Consider the following 17,482-nt stretch of genomic DNA (forward strand, 5'->3'; position numbering starts at 1 on the left):
TGCCTGTCTGTCTCCGATCTGGACGCCAGCCGAAAAGCGATGTTTTATGTGAATGTTTTTTAGTACATGGACATGGTAGTATTGATTCATAGCTTGACGGAGCGCGAGTAACAACTCGCTGAGATCGCCTAAATTCTATATGCAAATATGGCATTTGAGGGTGAGTACCGTTGAACCTGATCAGGTTAAGACCTGCGTAGGAATCAAGCCATCAAAAAACCTAAGCCTTCAATTGATTTGTGTTGATTTTAAAATCATTCAATCAGATCAATCTGCCACGTTTTTGGTCGTGCTTGATTCGTTGATATTATTCACAAGGATCATTACCATGGACCAATTAACGAATCGCTCTGCAACAGATATTTCCGCTCAGCATGAGCAAGATGCCAAAGATCTCACCCGAATTTTACCCGCTTCCAGAAAAGTCTACATTCAAGGTTCGCGTAGTGACATTCAGGTGCCTATGCGTGAAATTTCCCTGACCGAAACCCCAACCGGTCTGGGTGGTGAACACAATCCGGCCATTATGGTCTATGACACTTCAGGCGTTTATACCGACCCGAACGTGGCGATTGACCTGAATAAAGGTTTGCCCAATGTGCGTGAAAGCTGGATTGAAGAACGTCAGGATACCGAACGTTTAGATACCTTGAGCTCTGCTTTTGGACAGGAACGTCTGAAAGATATTCGTACGGCAGAAATCCGTTTCGCCCATATTCAAAAGCCACGCCGTGCTAAAGCGGGCAAAAATGTTACCCAGATGCACTATGCACGTCAGGGCATCATTACTCCGGAAATGGAATATATCGCCATTCGTGAAAACCAGCGCCAGCAGGCAGGTGTCGATGCACGCCAGCATGCCGGTCAAAACTTCGGGGCCAAGAATCTGACGGAAATTACCCCTGAATTTGTGCGTCAGGAAGTAGCGGAAGGCCGTGCCATTATTCCGGCCAATATTAACCATCCTGAAATTGAACCGATGATTATCGGACGTAATTTTCTGGTCAAGATCAATGCCAATATCGGCAACTCCGCACTCGGTTCCAGCATTGATGAAGAAGTAGCGAAAATGACCTGGGCCACCCGCTGGGGTGCTGACACCATTATGGATTTGTCGACCGGCAAAAATATTCATGAAACCCGTGAATGGATTATCCGCAACTCTCCTGTTCCAATTGGGACAGTTCCTATTTATCAGGCACTGGAAAAAGTTGATGGTGTAGCCGAAGATCTGACCTGGGAAATCTTTAAAGACACCCTGATTGAACAGGCAGAACAAGGCGTGGACTATTTCACCATTCATGCCGGCGTGCTTTTAAGATATGTACCGCTGACGGCTAACCGCTTAACCGGAATTGTTTCTCGCGGCGGCTCTATCATGGCGCAGTGGTGTCTGGCGCATCATCAGGAAAACTTCCTGTATACGCATTTTGATGAGATCTGCGAGATCATGAAGGCCTATGATGTGTCCTTCAGCCTGGGGGATGGCTTACGTCCAGGCTGTATTCAGGATGCCAATGACGAAGCACAGTTTAGTGAACTACGTACCTTGGGTGAACTGACCCATCGTGCCTGGGAGCATGATGTACAGGTGATGATTGAAGGTCCGGGGCATGTACCGATGCACATGGTCAAAGAGAATATGGATCTGCAACTGGAAGTCTGTAAAGAAGCGCCTTTTTATACTCTGGGGCCTTTAACCACTGATATTGCTCCGGGATATGACCATATTACTTCAGCGATTGGCGCTGCCATGATTGGCTGGTATGGTACCGCCATGCTGTGCTATGTCACGCCAAAAGAGCATTTGGGCTTACCGAACAAGAAAGATGTCAAAGACGGTATCATCACCTATAAAATTGCAGCCCATGCCGCCGATCTGGCCAAAGGCCATCCGGGTTCGCAAGTGCGTGATAATGCCCTATCTAAAGCACGTTTCGAATTCCGCTGGGAAGATCAGTTCAATTTGAGTCTGGACCCGGATACGGCACGTAGCATGCATGATGAAACCATGCCGAAGGAAGCGCACAAATCTGCGCATTTCTGTTCTATGTGCGGTCCTAAATTCTGTTCCATGAAAATCACTCAAAATGTGAGGGATTATGCGAAAAATCAAACTAATGACGGACAGGATACAGAGATTGAAGCAGGTTTGAATGCCATGAAAACCAGCTATCATGAACATGGTCAAAAATTGTACCACAAGCTGTAATTCTTAAAAAAAAATCTTTTATTTTCATAAAATTCTCAGTTAGGATGAATGTATGCTTTTCATCCTGACTGAGCTATATGAATATTATTAAACAAGCCACATATAACAACGACCAAGTTAAAATTCAGTCGCGTGAATATCTTTTTCGTGGCTTCATTCAGGTTGAAAAAGTCAATCTCTGCCATCGTTTATTTAACCAGAGCAAATTCACTCCTGTTATGCAGCGTGAACTGATTCACCGCCCTGAAGCTGCCGGTGTACTGATTTATGATGATACCCAGCAAAAATTTGCCTTGATTGAACAGTTCCGTGTCGGTGCAATGGATGATCCAGAATCCCCCTGGCAACTGGAAGTGATTGCCGGTGTACTCGATGGTGATGAATCGCCGGAAAGCTGTATACGTCGTGAGAGCGTGGAAGAATCAGGCTGCGAGATTGACCAGTTACAGCATTTATTCAGCTTTTATCCTTCGGCTGGGGCCTGTTCTGAACTGTTTCATTTATATAGTGCCCAGGCGCATCTTCCTGAACACGGCGGAGTGTTTGGCATGCCGGATGAAGGGGAAAATATTCAGCTGCATATCATTGATTATATTGAAATCACTACCTTATTGAGTAATGGCCGATTAAGGAATGCGCCAGTCATTATGGCCTTGCAATGGTTGCAACAACATATTAAAACAACAAGGAATGTCTAGGGAGTCGGACATGACTTTATACCAACCCAATGAAGACCAGCAAGACTGGACCATTATCCAGATTTCAGACACACATTTGATGGATCAGGACGATCTGGAATTTGTAGAGATGAATCCGGAACAGAGCTTTCATGGTGTGATGCAACAGATTCAGCAGCAATATCCGAGTACCGATGCCATTATTCATACTGGGGATCTGGCGCAAGTACCGGTCAAACAGACGTATACACGTTATTTATCTTATATGCAGAATCTTGGTATTCCCTTTTATCAAATTCCAGGCAATCATGATGATATTGATCTGTTCCCTTTCTATCAGCATAAAAATCAGGTACACGCCATTCATTTTGGCAGATGGAGCGTGCTGCTGCTAAACACAGCCGTAGGCGGCAGAATAGATGGCCGGATTGAACCAGAGCAATTACAACAGCTAGATCAGCTACTGGCAGAACTGCAACAGCAATTTGTGATCGTGGCATGTCATCATCATCCCTTTGCCATGCAATCAAAATGGATCGATCAACATAAACTGAAAAACCCTGAAAATTTGACCGCTGTTTTAGCCAGGCACAGTCATGTCAAAGCGGTTATTTTTGGTCATGTGCATCAGGATTCGTGTCATAAATGGCAGCACATCCGGTTTTTCTCAACTCCGTCGACCTGTGTCCAGTTCAAACCTTTCAGTGAAAATTTTGCCCTGGATGACCAGGCCCCGGGGTTTCGTGTCCTGCATCTGAAAGCCAATGGTGAGCTTGAAACCCGAATTCAGCGTGTCCAAACAGTACGGCAACAAATTAATAGCGAAATTTCAGGTTACTAACTTTTCATTTTGCTTTTTTTCTATTACTTTATGGCTTCCGAAGGAAGCATGATCGATAGAATCCAAGCATCAAAGACTATCAAAAAGCACAAAAAGTCTATATGATGACGACCCTCGAAGGAGAATCTCCTTAGGGTTGGATAAAAACACTTGCATATCACCATATTTTTTGCGTATAGATAATACGCATATGATGAGGAATGCCCTATATGGCGAATGACAACCAAAATCAAGTCTTGGACGAACAAACTGATGTGGTAGATGAAAAATCTACCAAACGCGTGCGTAAAACAAAGCCAAAAGCGTCAGAAAGTGGTTCTACTGCTAGCTTATTTGGTATTGCACCTTATCAGCCTAAAAAAAATGAAGAATACATGTCTGAAGGACAGCTTGAGCATTTCCGCCAGATTTTATTGGCGTGGAAAGCGGAGCTCATGTCTGAAGTAGACCGCACCCTCAACACCATGCAAGACGAAAATACCGCTTTGCCTGATGTGAATGACCGTGCCACACAAGAAGAAGAGTTTGCGATTGAACTCCGTACCCGCGACCGTGAACGCAAGCTGATTCGCAAGATTGAGCAATCCATCGAAGCGATTAAAAACGACGATTACGGTTTCTGTGAAACCTGTGGTATTGAAATTGGTCTGCGTCGTCTTGAAGCACGTCCAACCGCTACCCTTTGTATTGACTGCAAAACCTTGGCAGAAATCAAAGAGAAGCAAAATAACGGTTAATACTGTGTTAAGTAATCCCTCCCTGACCCTCCCTTTAAAAAAGGGAGGGAAAGCTGAAGAGAATTACGTGGGTCGGTTTGCGCCATCGCCAACCGGCCCTTTGCATTTTGGCTCGCTTATTACAGCGGTGGCCAGTTATTGTGATGCACGTGCCCATCAGGGGCAATGGCTGGTTCGGATTGAAGATACCGACATGCCACGTATATATCCCGGTAGTGAAGAACATATCCTGCGTTCAATTGCAGCGTTCCAGTTTGAACCCGATACCGAAATCATTTTCCAGAAAGACCGCCTAGAGCTGTATGAACAGGTCATTGAACAGCTGCATCAGCAAGGCTGGGTCTATGCCTGCCAGTGCACCCGTAAAATGCTCGGCTCCAATCATATTTATGCCGGAACCTGCCGGGATTTGAATCTGCCTTTTGATCAACAAGCCATCCGTGTCAAAGTACCAGATCAACAGATCTGCTTCACAGATCGCCTGCAAGGAACACATTGTTCCAACCTGCAACAGGATCTGGGCGATTTTGTGCTGAAGCGCCGTGATGGCATTATCAATTATCAGCTCGCCGTAGTGGTTGATGATTATCTGCAAGGAGTCACCCACGTAGTTCGCGGTGCCGACCTGCTGGACAATACCGAACGGCAAATCTGGCTCGGTTCGCTGCTCGGTTATCCGCAACTTGAATATATGCACCTGCCGCTCGCGATGAATGATCAGGGACAAAAGCTCTCTAAACAGAACCTGGCTCAAGCACTCGATCTCAAGCGTGCTCCTGAATTATTACAGCAAGCCATTCGTGCTTTGCATCAGCCCGAAGTTGCTTTAGACACCCCAGCACATATGCTCAAGCAAGCCATAGCGCAGTGGAATACAGACTGCATTCCGCATACAACTGAGCTACACGGCAGCTATTTATAAAACTCGGATGATCGTTAAGCTAAAAACATCTACAGCCGACAATGGCAGACTTAAAATGTTTTTTATCTTTGGTATTGGTCCTAAAACCAAAGTGGTCGAGAAAAATCAGGTTCTATGCCCGGTATGCAGAACGCGTAGCGCTTATGAATTGAAACAGCAACGCAATTATTTTTCTATATTTTTTATCCCACTGATTCCCCTTTCCAAGGCGAAAGGAGAATTTGTGCAATGCTTACATTGTGGAACGGAAATGCCGAGCACCGTATTAAACCATGCTCAGCCAGACTGATCGTCCGAATCAACGCTAGAAGCTTGATTCTTCTTTACTTGGGTTGGCTTTTTGCGTGGTGGCATCAATTTTCAAAATCAGGCTGATCATCACGGCACACATAATTAACGATGAACCGCCATAACTGATAAACGGCAAGGTCAAACCTTTGGTCGGTAACATGCCCATATTCATCCCGGCATTCACTAGGATTTGTAGCAAGAAAATAATACTGATGCCATAGGCCAGATAACCTGCACGCAAATATTGATACTGCAAGGCACGATGTCCAATCTTGATACAACAGACCACCATCATGAAGGAAAGAATCAATACGGTACTGATACCGAAAAAGCCGAATTCCTCACCTAAAATCGCCAACATAAAGTCAGTATGCGCTTCAGGCAGATAAGACATTTTCTGGATACTATGACCCAGTCCAACTCCCATCCATTCACCCCGACCAAAGGCCATCAGCGCATTAGACAACTGATAGCCGGTGCCCAAGGGGTCAGCCCAAGGATTGGTAAATGATAAGGCACGCTGTAAACGGTAAGGCTCAAAGATAATTGCGGCGGCCAAAGCAAATATAATCGCGATCAGGAAGAAAATAAACTGAATCGGCGGTGCACCAGCCAGGAAGAAAACACCTAAAATCATCAGGACAATTACCGCAGTCGCACCCAGATCGGGTTCCAGCAGGATTAAGCCTACAGTGATGATCATCACGCCGACCAAGCGGTATAGGCCGGATGCACTGCTTCGCACCTCTTTTGCCCGTCGTACCACATAATCCGCAGTAAAGATGGCCATCATGACCTTGGCCACTTCCGAGGCCTGCAAGGTAAAACCGGCTATACGAATCCAGCGGGTGGAACCGTTGACTTCGGTGCCAGCAACCAATACCACCGCCAGCAGCAGAATGGTCATAATCCACAGGGGAAAGGTATTGTTAAACCAAACATTCAGCGATACTTTATAAGCCAGAAATGCAGCTACACCTGCCACAAAAATGGAAATGCCGTGTCGGATTACATAATGAAATGCATTTTCATGTAAGCGGTCGGCATAGGGCATCGATGCCGATGCCACCATGATTGAACCGATACAAAGCAAGGCAATCACACAAAAAATCAGCACATTACGTGGCGTAACTTCAGCGGGAATTTTCGCTCCCCACTCATTGTAGACCTGATTAATTTTATTTATGGTCGTCTGAGCTAACCCAGCCATACAACTTTCCTTATCATTTTTCTAAGCAAGTGTGTTCACACATTCAACAAACTGGTGCCCACGTTCACTATAACCTTTAAACATATCAAAACTTGCACATGCAGGTGACAATAACACCACATCATGGGCTTGGGTATGTTGCTGGCATAATTCCACCGCTTCTTTTAAAGATTCGGCATGAAGCAATGTCGTGGTTCCTTCAATGGCGGCTTCAATAATCGGACGATCCTCACCAATTAACACCGCGACTTTGGCATATTTGCTTAAAGACTCGCGTAAAGCAGTGAAATCCTGACCTTTACCCTGCCCGCCCAGAATGATCGCCACTTTACCCTGTTGTGGCTCAATTGCTGCACCCAGGCCATCAATCGCCGCCAAGGTTGCGCCAATATTGGTGCCTTTAGAGTCGTTATAATAACGAACACCATTGACTTCTTTAACAAATTCACAGCGATGCTCTAGGCCTTTAAAGCTTTTCAGCGTTTCCAGCATGCTGTCCAGCGGCAAACCGATCGCTTCACCCAAAGCCAGGCAAGCCAAGGCATTGGCTACATTATGTGTCCCTTGAATGTACATATCTGTGCTTTTTAACAGGCGTTCACGACCACGTGCCAGCCAGATCGTGCCATTATCTTCTTTTAAAATGCCGTACTGATTTAAATCCGGCGCATTCAGACCAAAGCTCTGCATGGGTGTCGTATCTGGAACCAGTGGACGAGTAAGTGAATCATCACGGTTAAACACGACTTTTTTCACGCCCTGGAAAATACGATGTTTTGCAGTGTGATAACCAAACATATCACCATGACGATCAAGATGATCTTCACTCATGTTCAGTACCACTGCCACTTCGGCATTTAAATTGGAGGTAGTTTCCAACTGGAAGCTGGACAATTCCAGAATATACAGTTCAGGGTCATCTTTGGTTAAATCCAGTGCAGGACGACCCAGGTTACCGCCTACCGCCACTTTCTTGCCGGCATCTTTAGCCATTAGGCCAATCAGAGTCGTCACGGTACTTTTGGCATTTGAACCGGTAATTGCAACAATCGGTTTATCGGTGGCACGGCGCAAAACCTGAATTTCACTGATTACCGGAATGCCTTGGGCAATCGCTGCCTGAATTTCTGCAATCTTTGGATCAAGCCCCGGACTAATCACAATTTCTTCAGCTTGTAATAACAGATCTTGATCAAGCTGACCAAAACTGGTCTGAACATCGGCAGGAATCTGATCATGCCCGGGAGGTGTCTTTCGAGAATCTGTTACTGCAACGCGGTAGCCATGTTCATGTAAGAAATTGACTGCTGCAACACCTGAAATTCCGAGTCCTGCAACAACTTTTAATCCACCACGCTGTATTAACATTTTTGCCCCATTTTATGGTCTGTTTTTAAAACTGACAAAATGTTAGCACTTTGCTGTTTTGAATGCTTTTTCTGTTTTGACTTTATCTCGGCTTTTTTGTGTCAGCGCGTAAAAAAACCGTCATAAAAATGACGGTTTTGCAAAATTCTTATTGAAGATGGAAATATGACCTGAAAGTTATTTCCATTTTACCGCTTGCACTTCAGGTTTTTTCTGAACCAAGTCGGGATTTGCAGCACAGCCACAGCTTCCTCCGCAACCTGAAACCATCGCCGGTTTTAACCACTTTGCCAAAGCTGCCCAACCTTGCTTTTCACAGTGCTTGGACAATGCCGTGAAGGCTGAATTTGATGTTCTGGGAAAAACTTTCTTAAACACCACGACAGCACTCCAAAGGACCAAAGCAGCCACAATCAGAATTTCAATCATTTCAGTCTCCTTTCACAGCCTTAAATCACACTATCCAAAGTAATGTGAAGCAATTTGATAGGTCAGGAATGACATCAGATATGCCAGACCAAACAGGTACAGGGTCATGACAGACATGGTTTTCCACGACCCCGTTTCGCGGCGCACCGTCGCTAAAGTGGCCAGACAGTGCGGTGCATAGATAAACCACACCAGCAATGACAAACCGGTCGCCAATGACCAGCCCAATTCACCTGTGCCACCGATAATAGAAGCCAGACCCTGTGACATGGCATCTTCATCTACCGCAGAAAGTGCATAGACGGTACCCAATGCAGCCACCACCACTTCACGAGCCGCCATTGCAGGAATTAAAGCAATACAGATTTGCCAGTTAAAGCCCAGTGGGGCAAAAATTGGCTGCATCACATGACCCAGCATCCCGGCAAAGGAATAATCAATTGCCGGGGCAGTCGCACCGTCCGGTGCTTGCGGGAAGGTACACAGAAACCACAGTAAAATAGACAGGGCGAAGATGATGCCACCGACACGTTTCAGGAAGATTTTGGCGCGATCCAGCAGACCAATCCAAACGCTTTTGACATCAGGAAAACGGTAGCTTGGCAACTCCATTAACAACATATGCTGTGACTTGTCTTTCTGGAAAAATTTCAGCACGGTCGCCACAATCAAGGCACTAACAATCCCAGCCATATATAGACCGAACAGCACCAAACCCTGTAAATTGAATATACTCCAAACCATTTTTTCCGGAATGAAAGCGGCAATCAGCAAGGCATAGACCGGCAAACGGGCCGAGCAGGTCATCAGCGGTGCCACAAAAATCGTGGTTAAACGGTCACGTGGATCACTGATGCTGCGGGTTGCCATAATGCCCGGCACCGCACAGGCAAAGCTGGACAGTAGTGGAATAAAAGCACGACCTGAAAGACCGGCTTTAAACATCAGCTTATCCAGCAAAAATGCCGCACGCGGTAGGTAACCCGATTCTTCCAGCACCAAAATGAAAAAGAACAGGATTAAAATCTGGGGCAGAAAGACCACCACACCACCAGCACCGGCGATAATTCCATCCACCACCAGACTGTTCAATAGCGGATGGGAAATCTGTGCACTGACCACTTCACCCAGCCAGCCAAAAAAGCGTTCGATGCCATCCATGAATGGCGCAGCCCAGGCAAATACCGCCTGGAACACGATGAACATCATCACGGCCAGACTGACCAGTCCCCCCACCGGATGTAAAAATATCTTGTCCAGAAAATCGGAGCGTTTGTCTTCATGGTCAACAAAAACCACCACATCTTTTAGCAGCTGAGCAATTTTTTCATGATTTGAACCCGAAATTTTGACATCACTCAGTTCAGCATTGGGCGTTCTAAACGTTTCTGCATCCAGTGCACCCATCAGGTTTTCAATCCCTGAATTACGTACTGCAACGGTTTCTACCACAGGAATGCCTAAACGTTGCGATAGTTTTTGCGTGTTGATCTGCATGCCACGGCGGCGTGCCTCGTCCATCATGTTTAAGACCAGTAAAATCGGACGGCCCAGCTCAATCATTTCCAGAACCAAACCGAGATGCAATTTTAGGTTAGTTGCATCGACTACACATAGAAAGGCATCTTGCTGACCTTCTTCTGCAATTTTTCCTTGCACCACATCGCGAGTAATGGCTTCGTCTGGACTAGTGGCATTTAGACTATAGGTCCCGGGTAAATCCAGTACACGAACCGCACGAGCTGAAGGTAAAGTAAACTGCCCTACTTTACGTTCAACCGTGACCCCGGCATAGTTACCAACCTTCTGCCGTGTTCCGGTTAAATGGTTGAATAATGATGTTTTACCGCAGTTCGGGTTACCTACAAGGGCAATACGTAGCGCATCACTCATGCAGTGATCCCCTCTTCAATTTCAATTTTTTCAGCTTCAACTTTGCGCAGTGCGAAACGGGTAAACCCCACCTGTATCAGGATAGGATCACCACCAAAAATACCTTTGGTAATGACCTGAACTTTTGTTCCCGGTACAAAGCCCAAAGTTTCCAAACGACTCGCCACCAGATCAGTCTGAGCTGTATCACCATTCAAAGTACGGTTGACTTTGCGAATGATGGCCGTTTGTTTCACTTTCAAATCAGATAATCGCACCGCATCTAATCCTAAAATATTTGCTACAGTATACAAACAAATGAGAATAATTACCAAGTAAGGTTTGATTCCAATTCTCATCTTGTCTGTAGCGTTCGACATTGCAAAAAAATTGGTCTACATTGATCAACACCAAGAAAAACTTGGATTTTTCATTCAATGTAGAAGTGACATGCTCAATAAAAAGCCTCGTATTCCTGCACCGGTAAATATTCCTGAACATTTAAGTTTTTTACAGGGGTTTCGAGATTATTTAATTGCTCAAACCGTCAGTCCGCATACGCGTAATGCTTATCTATCTGATTTAATTCAATGTAGTGAATGTCATGCGGTTTCAATGCCAGACTGGAATAGTGATGACATCTCCGATGTTTTATTGAATTTGACCAAACAGGGCAAAAGTCCGCGCTCGATTGCCCGCTCACTTTCTGCACTGCGATCCTTTTATAAATTTTTACGTGAACAAAAATTACGTAGCGATAATCCTGTTGCAACCCATAAAACACCTAAGATTGGCCGGGCCTTGCCTAAAGATTTATCTGAAGCCGATGTTGAAGCCCTCATTAACGCTCCAGACATTAATACGGCTCTGGGCTTACGCGACCGGGCCATGTTTGAAGTCCTGTATGCTTGCGGCTTGCGGGTATCTGAATTACTCAATTTAAGACTGGAACTGATTAATTTAAAACAAGGTTATTTGCGCATTGTCGGTAAAGGTAACAAGGAACGTCTGGTGCCTTTGGGACAAGTCGCTTGCGAATGGATTGAAAAGTATCTTAATGAAGCGCGTTCCCATTTATATAAAACTGCCACTGACTATGTCTTTTTAACCCAGCATGGCGGCATCATGAGCCGGCAGAATTTCTGGTATGCCATTAAGCGCTATGCCTTGCAAGCAGGTATTCAAACCGAACTTTCGCCGCATACCCTACGCCATGCCTTTGCCACCCATTTGCTCAATCATGGTGCCGACTTGCGTGTGGTGCAGATGCTGCTTGGTCATAGTGATTTATCGACCACACAAATTTATACCCATGTGGCTCAGGTTCGCATGCAGCAATTGCATGCCACTTATCACCCACGCGCTTAAGGGCAGCAAATTCAGACCAAGAAGTTTTATCGCGGGCATTTTTTTTTGTTATGCTTAGGCACCTGTTTTTATGCCTACAAGAAAGGGTTGTTTATGTTATTTACCCGTTCAAAAATTTTTCTCGCATGTACACTTGCTGCTGGCTTAGGATTAACGGCCTGCTCCAATTCGAATAATGATGAAAAAAAACAAAGTACTTTAACCGCTAGTGCACCTGCTACCGGCCAGGCCTCCAATCTTTCAGAACGCAATGCACAGCAACGTCTGGTAAACACGCTGCAGCAGCACTTCAAGAAAGCCAATATCAATGCCAAAATTTTAAATATCAAGGCAACCGAAGTTCCTAACCTGTATTGGGTTAACCTGGAAGGCATGTCATCAGTTTATGCCACCGCTGATGGCAAATACATTATTCAGGGTGACGTGCTGCGTCTAGGTGACAGTAAAATTCACAATGTCAGTGAAAACCTGCAATCCGAAGCCAATAAAAAGCTGCTGGCTAACTTAAAAGTCGAAGACTTGCTGGTTTATAAAGCCCAAGGCAAAACCAAGCATATCGTGTATGTGTTTACCGATGCCAGCTGTCCGTACTGCCATAAACTGCATGAGCATATGAGCGAAATTAATGCCAAGGGCATCGAAGTACGCTATATCGCTTGGCCACGTGGCGAACAGTTCATGCCAGCCATGGAAAGCGTGTGGTGTAGTAAAGACCGTCAGGCGGCTTTTAATCAGGCCATTGCCGGGACACCACTTGCTCCAGCGACCTGTAAAAATCCGGTTCGAGATCAATATCAGCTGGGGCTAAATATGGGCGTCAATGGCACTCCGGCCATTTATAACAGCGAGGGCATTTACCTGGGTGGATATCTCTCGCCTGAAGAATTGGTAGAGCGTTTAAATAACTAATTTTTATCAGTTCATCTACTAAATTTAATAGGTAGAGATAAAGTGATTTCTGCCCTAGAGTCTGGCCGTTTTTTTAGCTATGATCTAGATTCGCTTAAAGTTGAATACATATTTGGAGTGTGACGTGAAACCAGTTCGTCTGGCAATCCTCGGTCTTGGTACTGTGGGTGGTGGTGCCCTTAAACTACTAAAAGAAAATGCTGCTGAGATAAAACGTCGTACCGGTCGAGAAATCCAAATTACCCATGTGGGTACACGTCGCTCTCGTCCTGATCTGGATTTGCCTGCTTCGGTGAAACAAAGTGCTGATCTGCTCGATATTGTTCGTCAACCGGATGTCGATATCGTGGTAGAAGTCATGGGCGGCATTCACCCTGCTTATGAAGTCATCATGGAAGCGATGAAACACGGCAAGCACATTGTGACAGCTAACAAGGCCCTGCTGGCTGAACACGGTAATGAACTGTTTAAAGCGGCCGAAGACCATGCCGTGCAAATTGCCTATGAAGCAGCCGTTGCTGGTGGTATTCCAATTATTAAAGTCATTCGTGAAGGTTTGGCTGCCAACAAGATTGAATGGCTAGCGGGCATCATCAACGGTACAGGCAACTTCATTTTAAGTGAAATGCGTGAAAAAGGGCGTGCTTTTGCAGATGTGCTAAAAGAAGCACAGGAGCTGGGTTATGCTGAAGCCGATCCAACCTTTGACGTTGAAGGCATTGATGCTGCACATAAACTGACGATTCTGGCTTCATGTGCCTTTGGTATTCCGCTACAGTTCGACAAGGTATTTACTGAAGGCATCAGCAAAGTGACTGCTCAAGACGTGAAATATGCCGAAGATCTGGGCTTCCGTATCAAGCACCTGGGAATTGCCCGTCGTGCTGCATCTGGTATTGAATTACGTGTTCATCCTACTTTAATTCCAGATGATCAACTGATTGCCAATGTTAATGGCGTGAAAAATGCAGTCTTGGTTCAAGCCAATGCGGTTGGTCCAACACTGTATTACGGTGCTGGCGCAGGTGCTGGCCCTACTGCTTCTGCGGTAGTCGCAGACATCGTGGATATTGTCCGTGATATTATTTACACAGAAGATGGTGCCGGAACCATTCCACAGCTGGCTTTTGAAGCTTTAACAGATTTGCCAATTCTGCCGCGTGAAGAAATGACCACGGGCTATTACATCCGTATTAATGCCGAAGATCAAACCGGTGTTCTGGCAGATGTCACCACCATTTTAAGCCGTGCCGGTATTAGCATTGACGCGATCATGCAACAGCCGCGCTTAAAAGACCTTATTCCTATCGTGATTCTGACTGATCCAGTCAAGGAATCAAAAATGGATGAAGCCCTTCAGCAAATTCAAGCATTGCCCGTCATTCATGGCGAAATTGTACGAATTCGTTTAGAATCGCTTGATAATTAATCGGGTTGAGGGGAGTATTCCCCTTGCCAAGCTCTACACACAATTGGAACATCATCATGTCTAATGCCAATCGTTATACTGGTTTAGTTGACCGCTATCGCGACCGTTTACCAGTGTCTGCAACTACTCGCGCAATCTCTTTAGGCGAAGGGAATACGCCACTGATCAAGCTTGAGAACATTCCACGCATTATTGGCAAAAATGTTGAAATTTATGTGAAGTACGAGGGCTTAAACCCGACTGGTTCATTTAAAGACCGTGGTATGACCATGGCGGTTACTAAAGCAGTTGAAGAAGGCTCTAAAGCGATTATCTGTGCTTCTACCGGTAACACTTCTGCTGCTGCTGCTGCTTATGCTGCCCGTGCTGGCATCAAAGCATTCGTTTTAATCCCAGAAGGCAAAATTGCCATGGGCAAAATGGCACAAGCGATGATGTATGGTGCTGTCACCATGCAAATCCGCGGCAACTTCGACGACGGTATGCGTCTGGTCAAAGAAGTGGCTGACCAAGCACCTGTGACGATTGTAAACTCTATCAACCCTTACCGTTTGCAAGGTCAAAAAACCATTGCGTATGAAATCGTGGATGAGTTAGGTCGTGCTCCAGATTATCACTGCTTGCCAGTGGGTAATGCAGGTAATATCACGGCTCACTGGATGGGTTATACTGAAGCTGTTGCCAACCAGCCTAAAGAGCAGTTTGAACAAGTGGTTTATGATGCTGCAACTGATCAGTTCACTGGTCCTAAACCTGAAGGCTTGCCAACCATGGTCGGTTACCAGGCATCTGGTGCTGCGCCGTTCCTGCGTGGTGCACCGGTTGAAAACCCTGAAACTGTAGCTACAGCGATTCGTATTGGTAACCCGCAAAGCTGGCATCATGCCAAAGCGGTGGTACGTGATTCAAAAGGCTGGTTCGATGAACTGACTGATACTGAAATTTTAGAAGCACAACGCTTACTTTCTATGTATGAAGGTGTATTCGTAGAACCTGCTTCTGCAGCGTCTATCGGTGGTGCGATTCGTGATATTAAAGCAGGTAAAATTGCTGAAGGTTCTGTTATCGTATGTACAGTAACCGGTAATGGCCTGAAAGACCCTGACACTGCCATCAAACAGTGTTCTGATGCCGTGATGTTGTCTATCGATGCCTCTATGGATCAAGTGAAAGACTCTATTCTTTCTAATATGTAATGCATATTTAGACCGAAGAAAAAAAACCCTGCGATCGCAGGGTTTTTTCATTTAGAAGCATTCAAATGTTGAGTAGATTTGAAGACTTCTCCAAATTCAGCCTTAAATACGCTTGGGTAACTGGCTAACCCAAGTCATTAAACGGGTGGCATCATTGGTACGTGCGGCAGAAGAATCTGCTCCAAGCAGTACAACCACAGCCGGACGGTTATTTAAAGTGGTATGCATGGCTACACAACGTCCTGCTTCATTGATATAACCGGTTTTAGAAATATTGATATTCCAGCCACCATTACGGACTAACGCATTGGTATTGTTCGATTTCAATACTCGGTAACCAAGGTTAAAGTCATAGCTTGGAGTGGTCGAGAACTGGCGAATCAAACCATATTGCGATGCGGTATTGACCAAAATACCAAGGTCACGCGCTGAAGAAACATTACCCGGGTTCAAACCTGTTGACTCCAGATAATGGGTTGAATTCATTCCAAGTACTTTGGCTTTTTTGTTCATCGCTGCGATGAAAGCCGAACGTCCCCCTGGATAAGTACGTGCCAATGCAGAAGCAGCCGGATTCTCAGACTTCATTAAAGCAAACAGTAAAGCTTCAGCGCGATTCATGCTATCACCCGCACGGAGCGTTGAGCTTGAACTCTTACAGCCTGAACAAGAAAAGTCAGCCTGTTGTAAGGTAATTGTCTCAGACATGTTTAAACGCGCATCAGCAATGACCACAGCAGTCATCAGCTTGGTTAGAGAGGCAATTGGAAAGGCAGTATTACTATTTTTACTGTATAAAACCTCACCTGTCTGGCCATCCATCACCAAAGCAGCACGGGCATTAACCGAAGGCTGATTGCCATAGCTGGAATTATTTAAAATCTGTACAGCCTTGGGTGCAGAATGAGTAGCTGCAGCATTTGAACTGCGTACAGAAGTGGTTACTTTTGTTGAACCTTGTGGAGAGACTTCTTCAGCTGAAGCATCACCGTTTAATAATTGGCTCACATCTTCAGAGGACCAGTTTAACGTCGCTTGTCCCGCCCCTTTAGACGCATCCATCACCAGCTCAGCAAAACTGGTTGAACTTATGCCTAGCAGAATCGATATGCCTAGCACATGCATTAAAGATTTTTTCGAATTTTTCACGGTGATTTACTCAACTCAAGAAGGCAATATACATTTGTATATTCCCTCAAAAATGCTTACATTTAAACACAAATATGAACACTTTTTGTTACTCACAACATTGTGTATAACATTTAATGGAAAGATAAAGAATAGGATTGCTAATTTTGTCATTTCATTGCAAGCTTATTTTGCTTTATGTAACAAAAAAATGCATTTTTTTGAGATGAGGGAGAACTAGGTGATCACAGTTTTAGTGGTAGATGACCATGAATTGGTACGTACCGGAATTTGCCGTATGCTCGAAGACCATGCGGATGTTCAAGTGATTGGTCAGGCTGAATCTGGTGAAGAAGCGATTAACTTAGTCCGTCATCATCATCCGAATGTCGTTTTGCTGGATGTCAACATGCCGGGCATTGGCGGAGTGGAAACCACCCGACGCCTATTGCAAACAGCCCCTGAAACCAAAGTACTGGCTGTCAGTGGTCTGGCGGAGGAACCCTATCCTTCCTTATTACTGAAAGCCGGGGCGAAAGGCTATATCACCAAAGGTGCACCGGTTTCCGAAATGGTACGTGCCATCAACAAGGTCATGCAAGGCGGAAAATATTTCAGTGCCGACATTGCCGAACAACTGGCCAGTTCTTACCTTTCCGACACCCAGCAATCTCCTTTCGATGCCTTGTCGGAACGCGAAATGCAGGTCGCAATGATGGTGGTCAATTGTATTAGTGCCCAGGAAATTGCCGATAAACTTTTTGTCAGTGTTAAAACGGTGAATACTTACCGTTACCGCATCTTCGAAAAGCTGAATCTAGATAGTGATGTCAAATTGACTCATCTGGCCATTCGCTATGGCCTGATTAAACCTTAAGGCCCTTTGGCTTGCT

General features: G+C 45.4%; 17 protein-coding genes and 1 riboswitch. Of the genes, 11 read left to right on the forward strand and 6 right to left on the reverse strand.

The window, feature by feature from the left end; all coding sequences use genetic code 11:
- Positions 1–87 precede the first annotated feature (87 nt).
- A riboswitch (TPP riboswitch) is annotated at positions 88–220 on the forward strand.
- Between the two features lie 108 nt (positions 221–328).
- The 6 genes from thiC to FTT83_RS02725 all read left to right on the forward strand — a co-directional run bounded on the left by thiC (position 329) and on the right by FTT83_RS02725 (position 5,678).
- Positions 329–2,212, forward strand: a complete 1,884-nt coding sequence (gene thiC / locus FTT83_RS02700) for a phosphomethylpyrimidine synthase ThiC (RefSeq protein WP_180080869.1) — start codon at positions 329–331, stop codon at positions 2,210–2,212.
- A 77-nt stretch (positions 2,213–2,289) separates the two neighbouring features.
- Complete coding sequence (locus FTT83_RS02705; RefSeq protein ID WP_180176194.1) at positions 2,290–2,910, forward strand: NUDIX domain-containing protein; 621 nt, start codon at positions 2,290–2,292, stop codon at positions 2,908–2,910.
- Between the two features lie 10 nt (positions 2,911–2,920).
- Positions 2,921–3,730, forward strand: a complete 810-nt coding sequence (gene cpdA, locus FTT83_RS02710) for a 3',5'-cyclic-AMP phosphodiesterase (protein ID WP_180176195.1) — start codon at positions 2,921–2,923, stop codon at positions 3,728–3,730.
- Between the two features lie 209 nt (positions 3,731–3,939).
- A complete protein-coding gene (gene dksA, locus FTT83_RS02715; RefSeq protein ID WP_086174133.1) occupies positions 3,940–4,467 on the forward strand; it encodes an RNA polymerase-binding protein DksA in 528 nt (175 codons plus the stop codon).
- A 4-nt stretch (positions 4,468–4,471) separates the two neighbouring features.
- Entirely contained in the window at positions 4,472–5,389 is a 918-nt protein-coding gene (gene gluQRS / locus FTT83_RS02720) for a tRNA glutamyl-Q(34) synthetase GluQRS (RefSeq protein ID WP_373456100.1), read from the forward strand.
- Between the two features lie 55 nt (positions 5,390–5,444).
- Positions 5,445–5,678, forward strand: a complete 234-nt coding sequence (locus tag FTT83_RS02725) for a zinc-ribbon domain-containing protein (protein WP_180176196.1) — start codon at positions 5,445–5,447, stop codon at positions 5,676–5,678.
- Positions 5,679–5,693: 15 nt separating this feature from the next.
- Here the strand turns inward: FTT83_RS02725 and ftsW are convergent, their stop codons facing one another.
- From ftsW to FTT83_RS02750, 5 genes are all read right to left on the reverse strand, one after another.
- Complete coding sequence (gene ftsW / locus FTT83_RS02730) at positions 5,694–6,890, reverse strand: putative lipid II flippase FtsW (protein ID WP_166169579.1); 1,197 nt, start codon at positions 6,888–6,890, stop codon at positions 5,694–5,696.
- Positions 6,891–6,911: 21 nt separating this feature from the next.
- Complete coding sequence (gene murD / locus FTT83_RS02735; protein ID WP_180176197.1) at positions 6,912–8,258, reverse strand: UDP-N-acetylmuramoyl-L-alanine--D-glutamate ligase; 1,347 nt, start codon at positions 8,256–8,258, stop codon at positions 6,912–6,914.
- Between the two features lie 177 nt (positions 8,259–8,435).
- Entirely contained in the window at positions 8,436–8,687 is a 252-nt protein-coding gene (locus FTT83_RS02740) for a DUF6587 family protein (RefSeq protein ID WP_180174162.1), read from the reverse strand.
- 30 nt (positions 8,688–8,717) lie between these two features.
- A complete protein-coding gene (locus FTT83_RS02745; RefSeq protein ID WP_180176198.1) occupies positions 8,718–10,580 on the reverse strand; it encodes a ferrous iron transporter B in 1,863 nt (620 codons plus the stop codon).
- Entirely contained in the window at positions 10,577–10,837 is a 261-nt protein-coding gene (locus tag FTT83_RS02750; protein WP_086195419.1) for a FeoA family protein, read from the reverse strand. Before FTT83_RS02750 ends, FTT83_RS02745 begins: the two co-directional genes overlap by 4 nt.
- A gap of 172 nt (positions 10,838–11,009) precedes the next feature.
- Between FTT83_RS02750 and xerD the strand changes: the two genes are divergently transcribed.
- From xerD to thrC, 4 genes are all read left to right on the forward strand, one after another.
- Positions 11,010–11,927 carry a site-specific tyrosine recombinase XerD gene (xerD, locus tag FTT83_RS02755; protein WP_086195418.1) on the forward strand — a complete coding sequence of 306 codons (918 nt, stop codon included), beginning with the start codon at positions 11,010–11,012 and terminating at the stop codon, positions 11,925–11,927.
- Positions 11,928–12,020: 93 nt separating this feature from the next.
- A complete protein-coding gene (locus FTT83_RS02760) occupies positions 12,021–12,836 on the forward strand; it encodes a DsbC family protein (RefSeq protein WP_166169589.1) in 816 nt (271 codons plus the stop codon).
- A gap of 124 nt (positions 12,837–12,960) precedes the next feature.
- Positions 12,961–14,265 carry a homoserine dehydrogenase gene (locus FTT83_RS02765; RefSeq protein WP_180176199.1) on the forward strand — a complete coding sequence of 435 codons (1,305 nt, stop codon included), beginning with the start codon at positions 12,961–12,963 and terminating at the stop codon, positions 14,263–14,265.
- A gap of 56 nt (positions 14,266–14,321) precedes the next feature.
- Entirely contained in the window at positions 14,322–15,461 is a 1,140-nt protein-coding gene (gene thrC, locus FTT83_RS02770) for a threonine synthase (protein ID WP_086195181.1), read from the forward strand.
- Between the two features lie 102 nt (positions 15,462–15,563).
- Here thrC and FTT83_RS02775 read toward each other — a convergent pair whose 3' ends face one another.
- The gene (locus tag FTT83_RS02775; protein WP_180176200.1) at positions 15,564–16,610 is read right to left on the reverse strand and encodes a serine hydrolase; all 1,047 of its coding nucleotides are present in this window, start codon (positions 16,608–16,610) and stop codon (positions 15,564–15,566) included.
- 220 nt (positions 16,611–16,830) lie between these two features.
- Here FTT83_RS02775 and FTT83_RS02780 point away from each other — a divergent pair, with 220 nt between their 5' ends.
- Positions 16,831–17,466 (forward strand): response regulator, encoded by a 636-nt coding sequence (locus tag FTT83_RS02780; protein ID WP_092819249.1) that lies wholly within the window; start codon positions 16,831–16,833, stop codon positions 17,464–17,466.
- Positions 17,467–17,482 lie beyond the last annotated feature (16 nt).

The sequence above is a fragment of the Acinetobacter sp. YH01018 genome (assembly GCF_013420295.1).
GTDB lineage: Bacteria > Pseudomonadota > Gammaproteobacteria > Pseudomonadales > Moraxellaceae > Acinetobacter.

Coding starts and splice junctions, on each gene's coding strand:
- ftsW (WP_166169579.1), bottom strand. CDS start 6,890: ATGGCTGGGTTAGCTCAGACGACCATAAATAAAATTAATCAGGTCTAC.
- thiC (WP_180080869.1), top strand. CDS start 329: ATGGACCAATTAACGAATCGCTCTGCAACAGATATTTCCGCTCAGCAT.
- cpdA (WP_180176195.1), top strand. CDS start 2,921: ATGACTTTATACCAACCCAATGAAGACCAGCAAGACTGGACCATTATC.
- murD (WP_180176197.1), bottom strand. CDS start 8,258: ATGTTAATACAGCGTGGTGGATTAAAAGTTGTTGCAGGACTCGGAATT.
- FTT83_RS02705 (WP_180176194.1), top strand. CDS start 2,290: ATGAATATTATTAAACAAGCCACATATAACAACGACCAAGTTAAAATT.
- FTT83_RS02760 (WP_166169589.1), top strand. CDS start 12,021: ATGTTATTTACCCGTTCAAAAATTTTTCTCGCATGTACACTTGCTGCT.
- thrC (WP_086195181.1), top strand. CDS start 14,322: ATGTCTAATGCCAATCGTTATACTGGTTTAGTTGACCGCTATCGCGAC.
- FTT83_RS02745 (WP_180176198.1), bottom strand. CDS start 10,580: ATGAGTGATGCGCTACGTATTGCCCTTGTAGGTAACCCGAACTGCGGT.
- FTT83_RS02725 (WP_180176196.1), top strand. CDS start 5,445: ATGTTTTTTATCTTTGGTATTGGTCCTAAAACCAAAGTGGTCGAGAAA.
- FTT83_RS02740 (WP_180174162.1), bottom strand. CDS start 8,687: ATGATTGAAATTCTGATTGTGGCTGCTTTGGTCCTTTGGAGTGCTGTC.
- xerD (WP_086195418.1), top strand. CDS start 11,010: ATGCTCAATAAAAAGCCTCGTATTCCTGCACCGGTAAATATTCCTGAA.
- dksA (WP_086174133.1), top strand. CDS start 3,940: ATGGCGAATGACAACCAAAATCAAGTCTTGGACGAACAAACTGATGTG.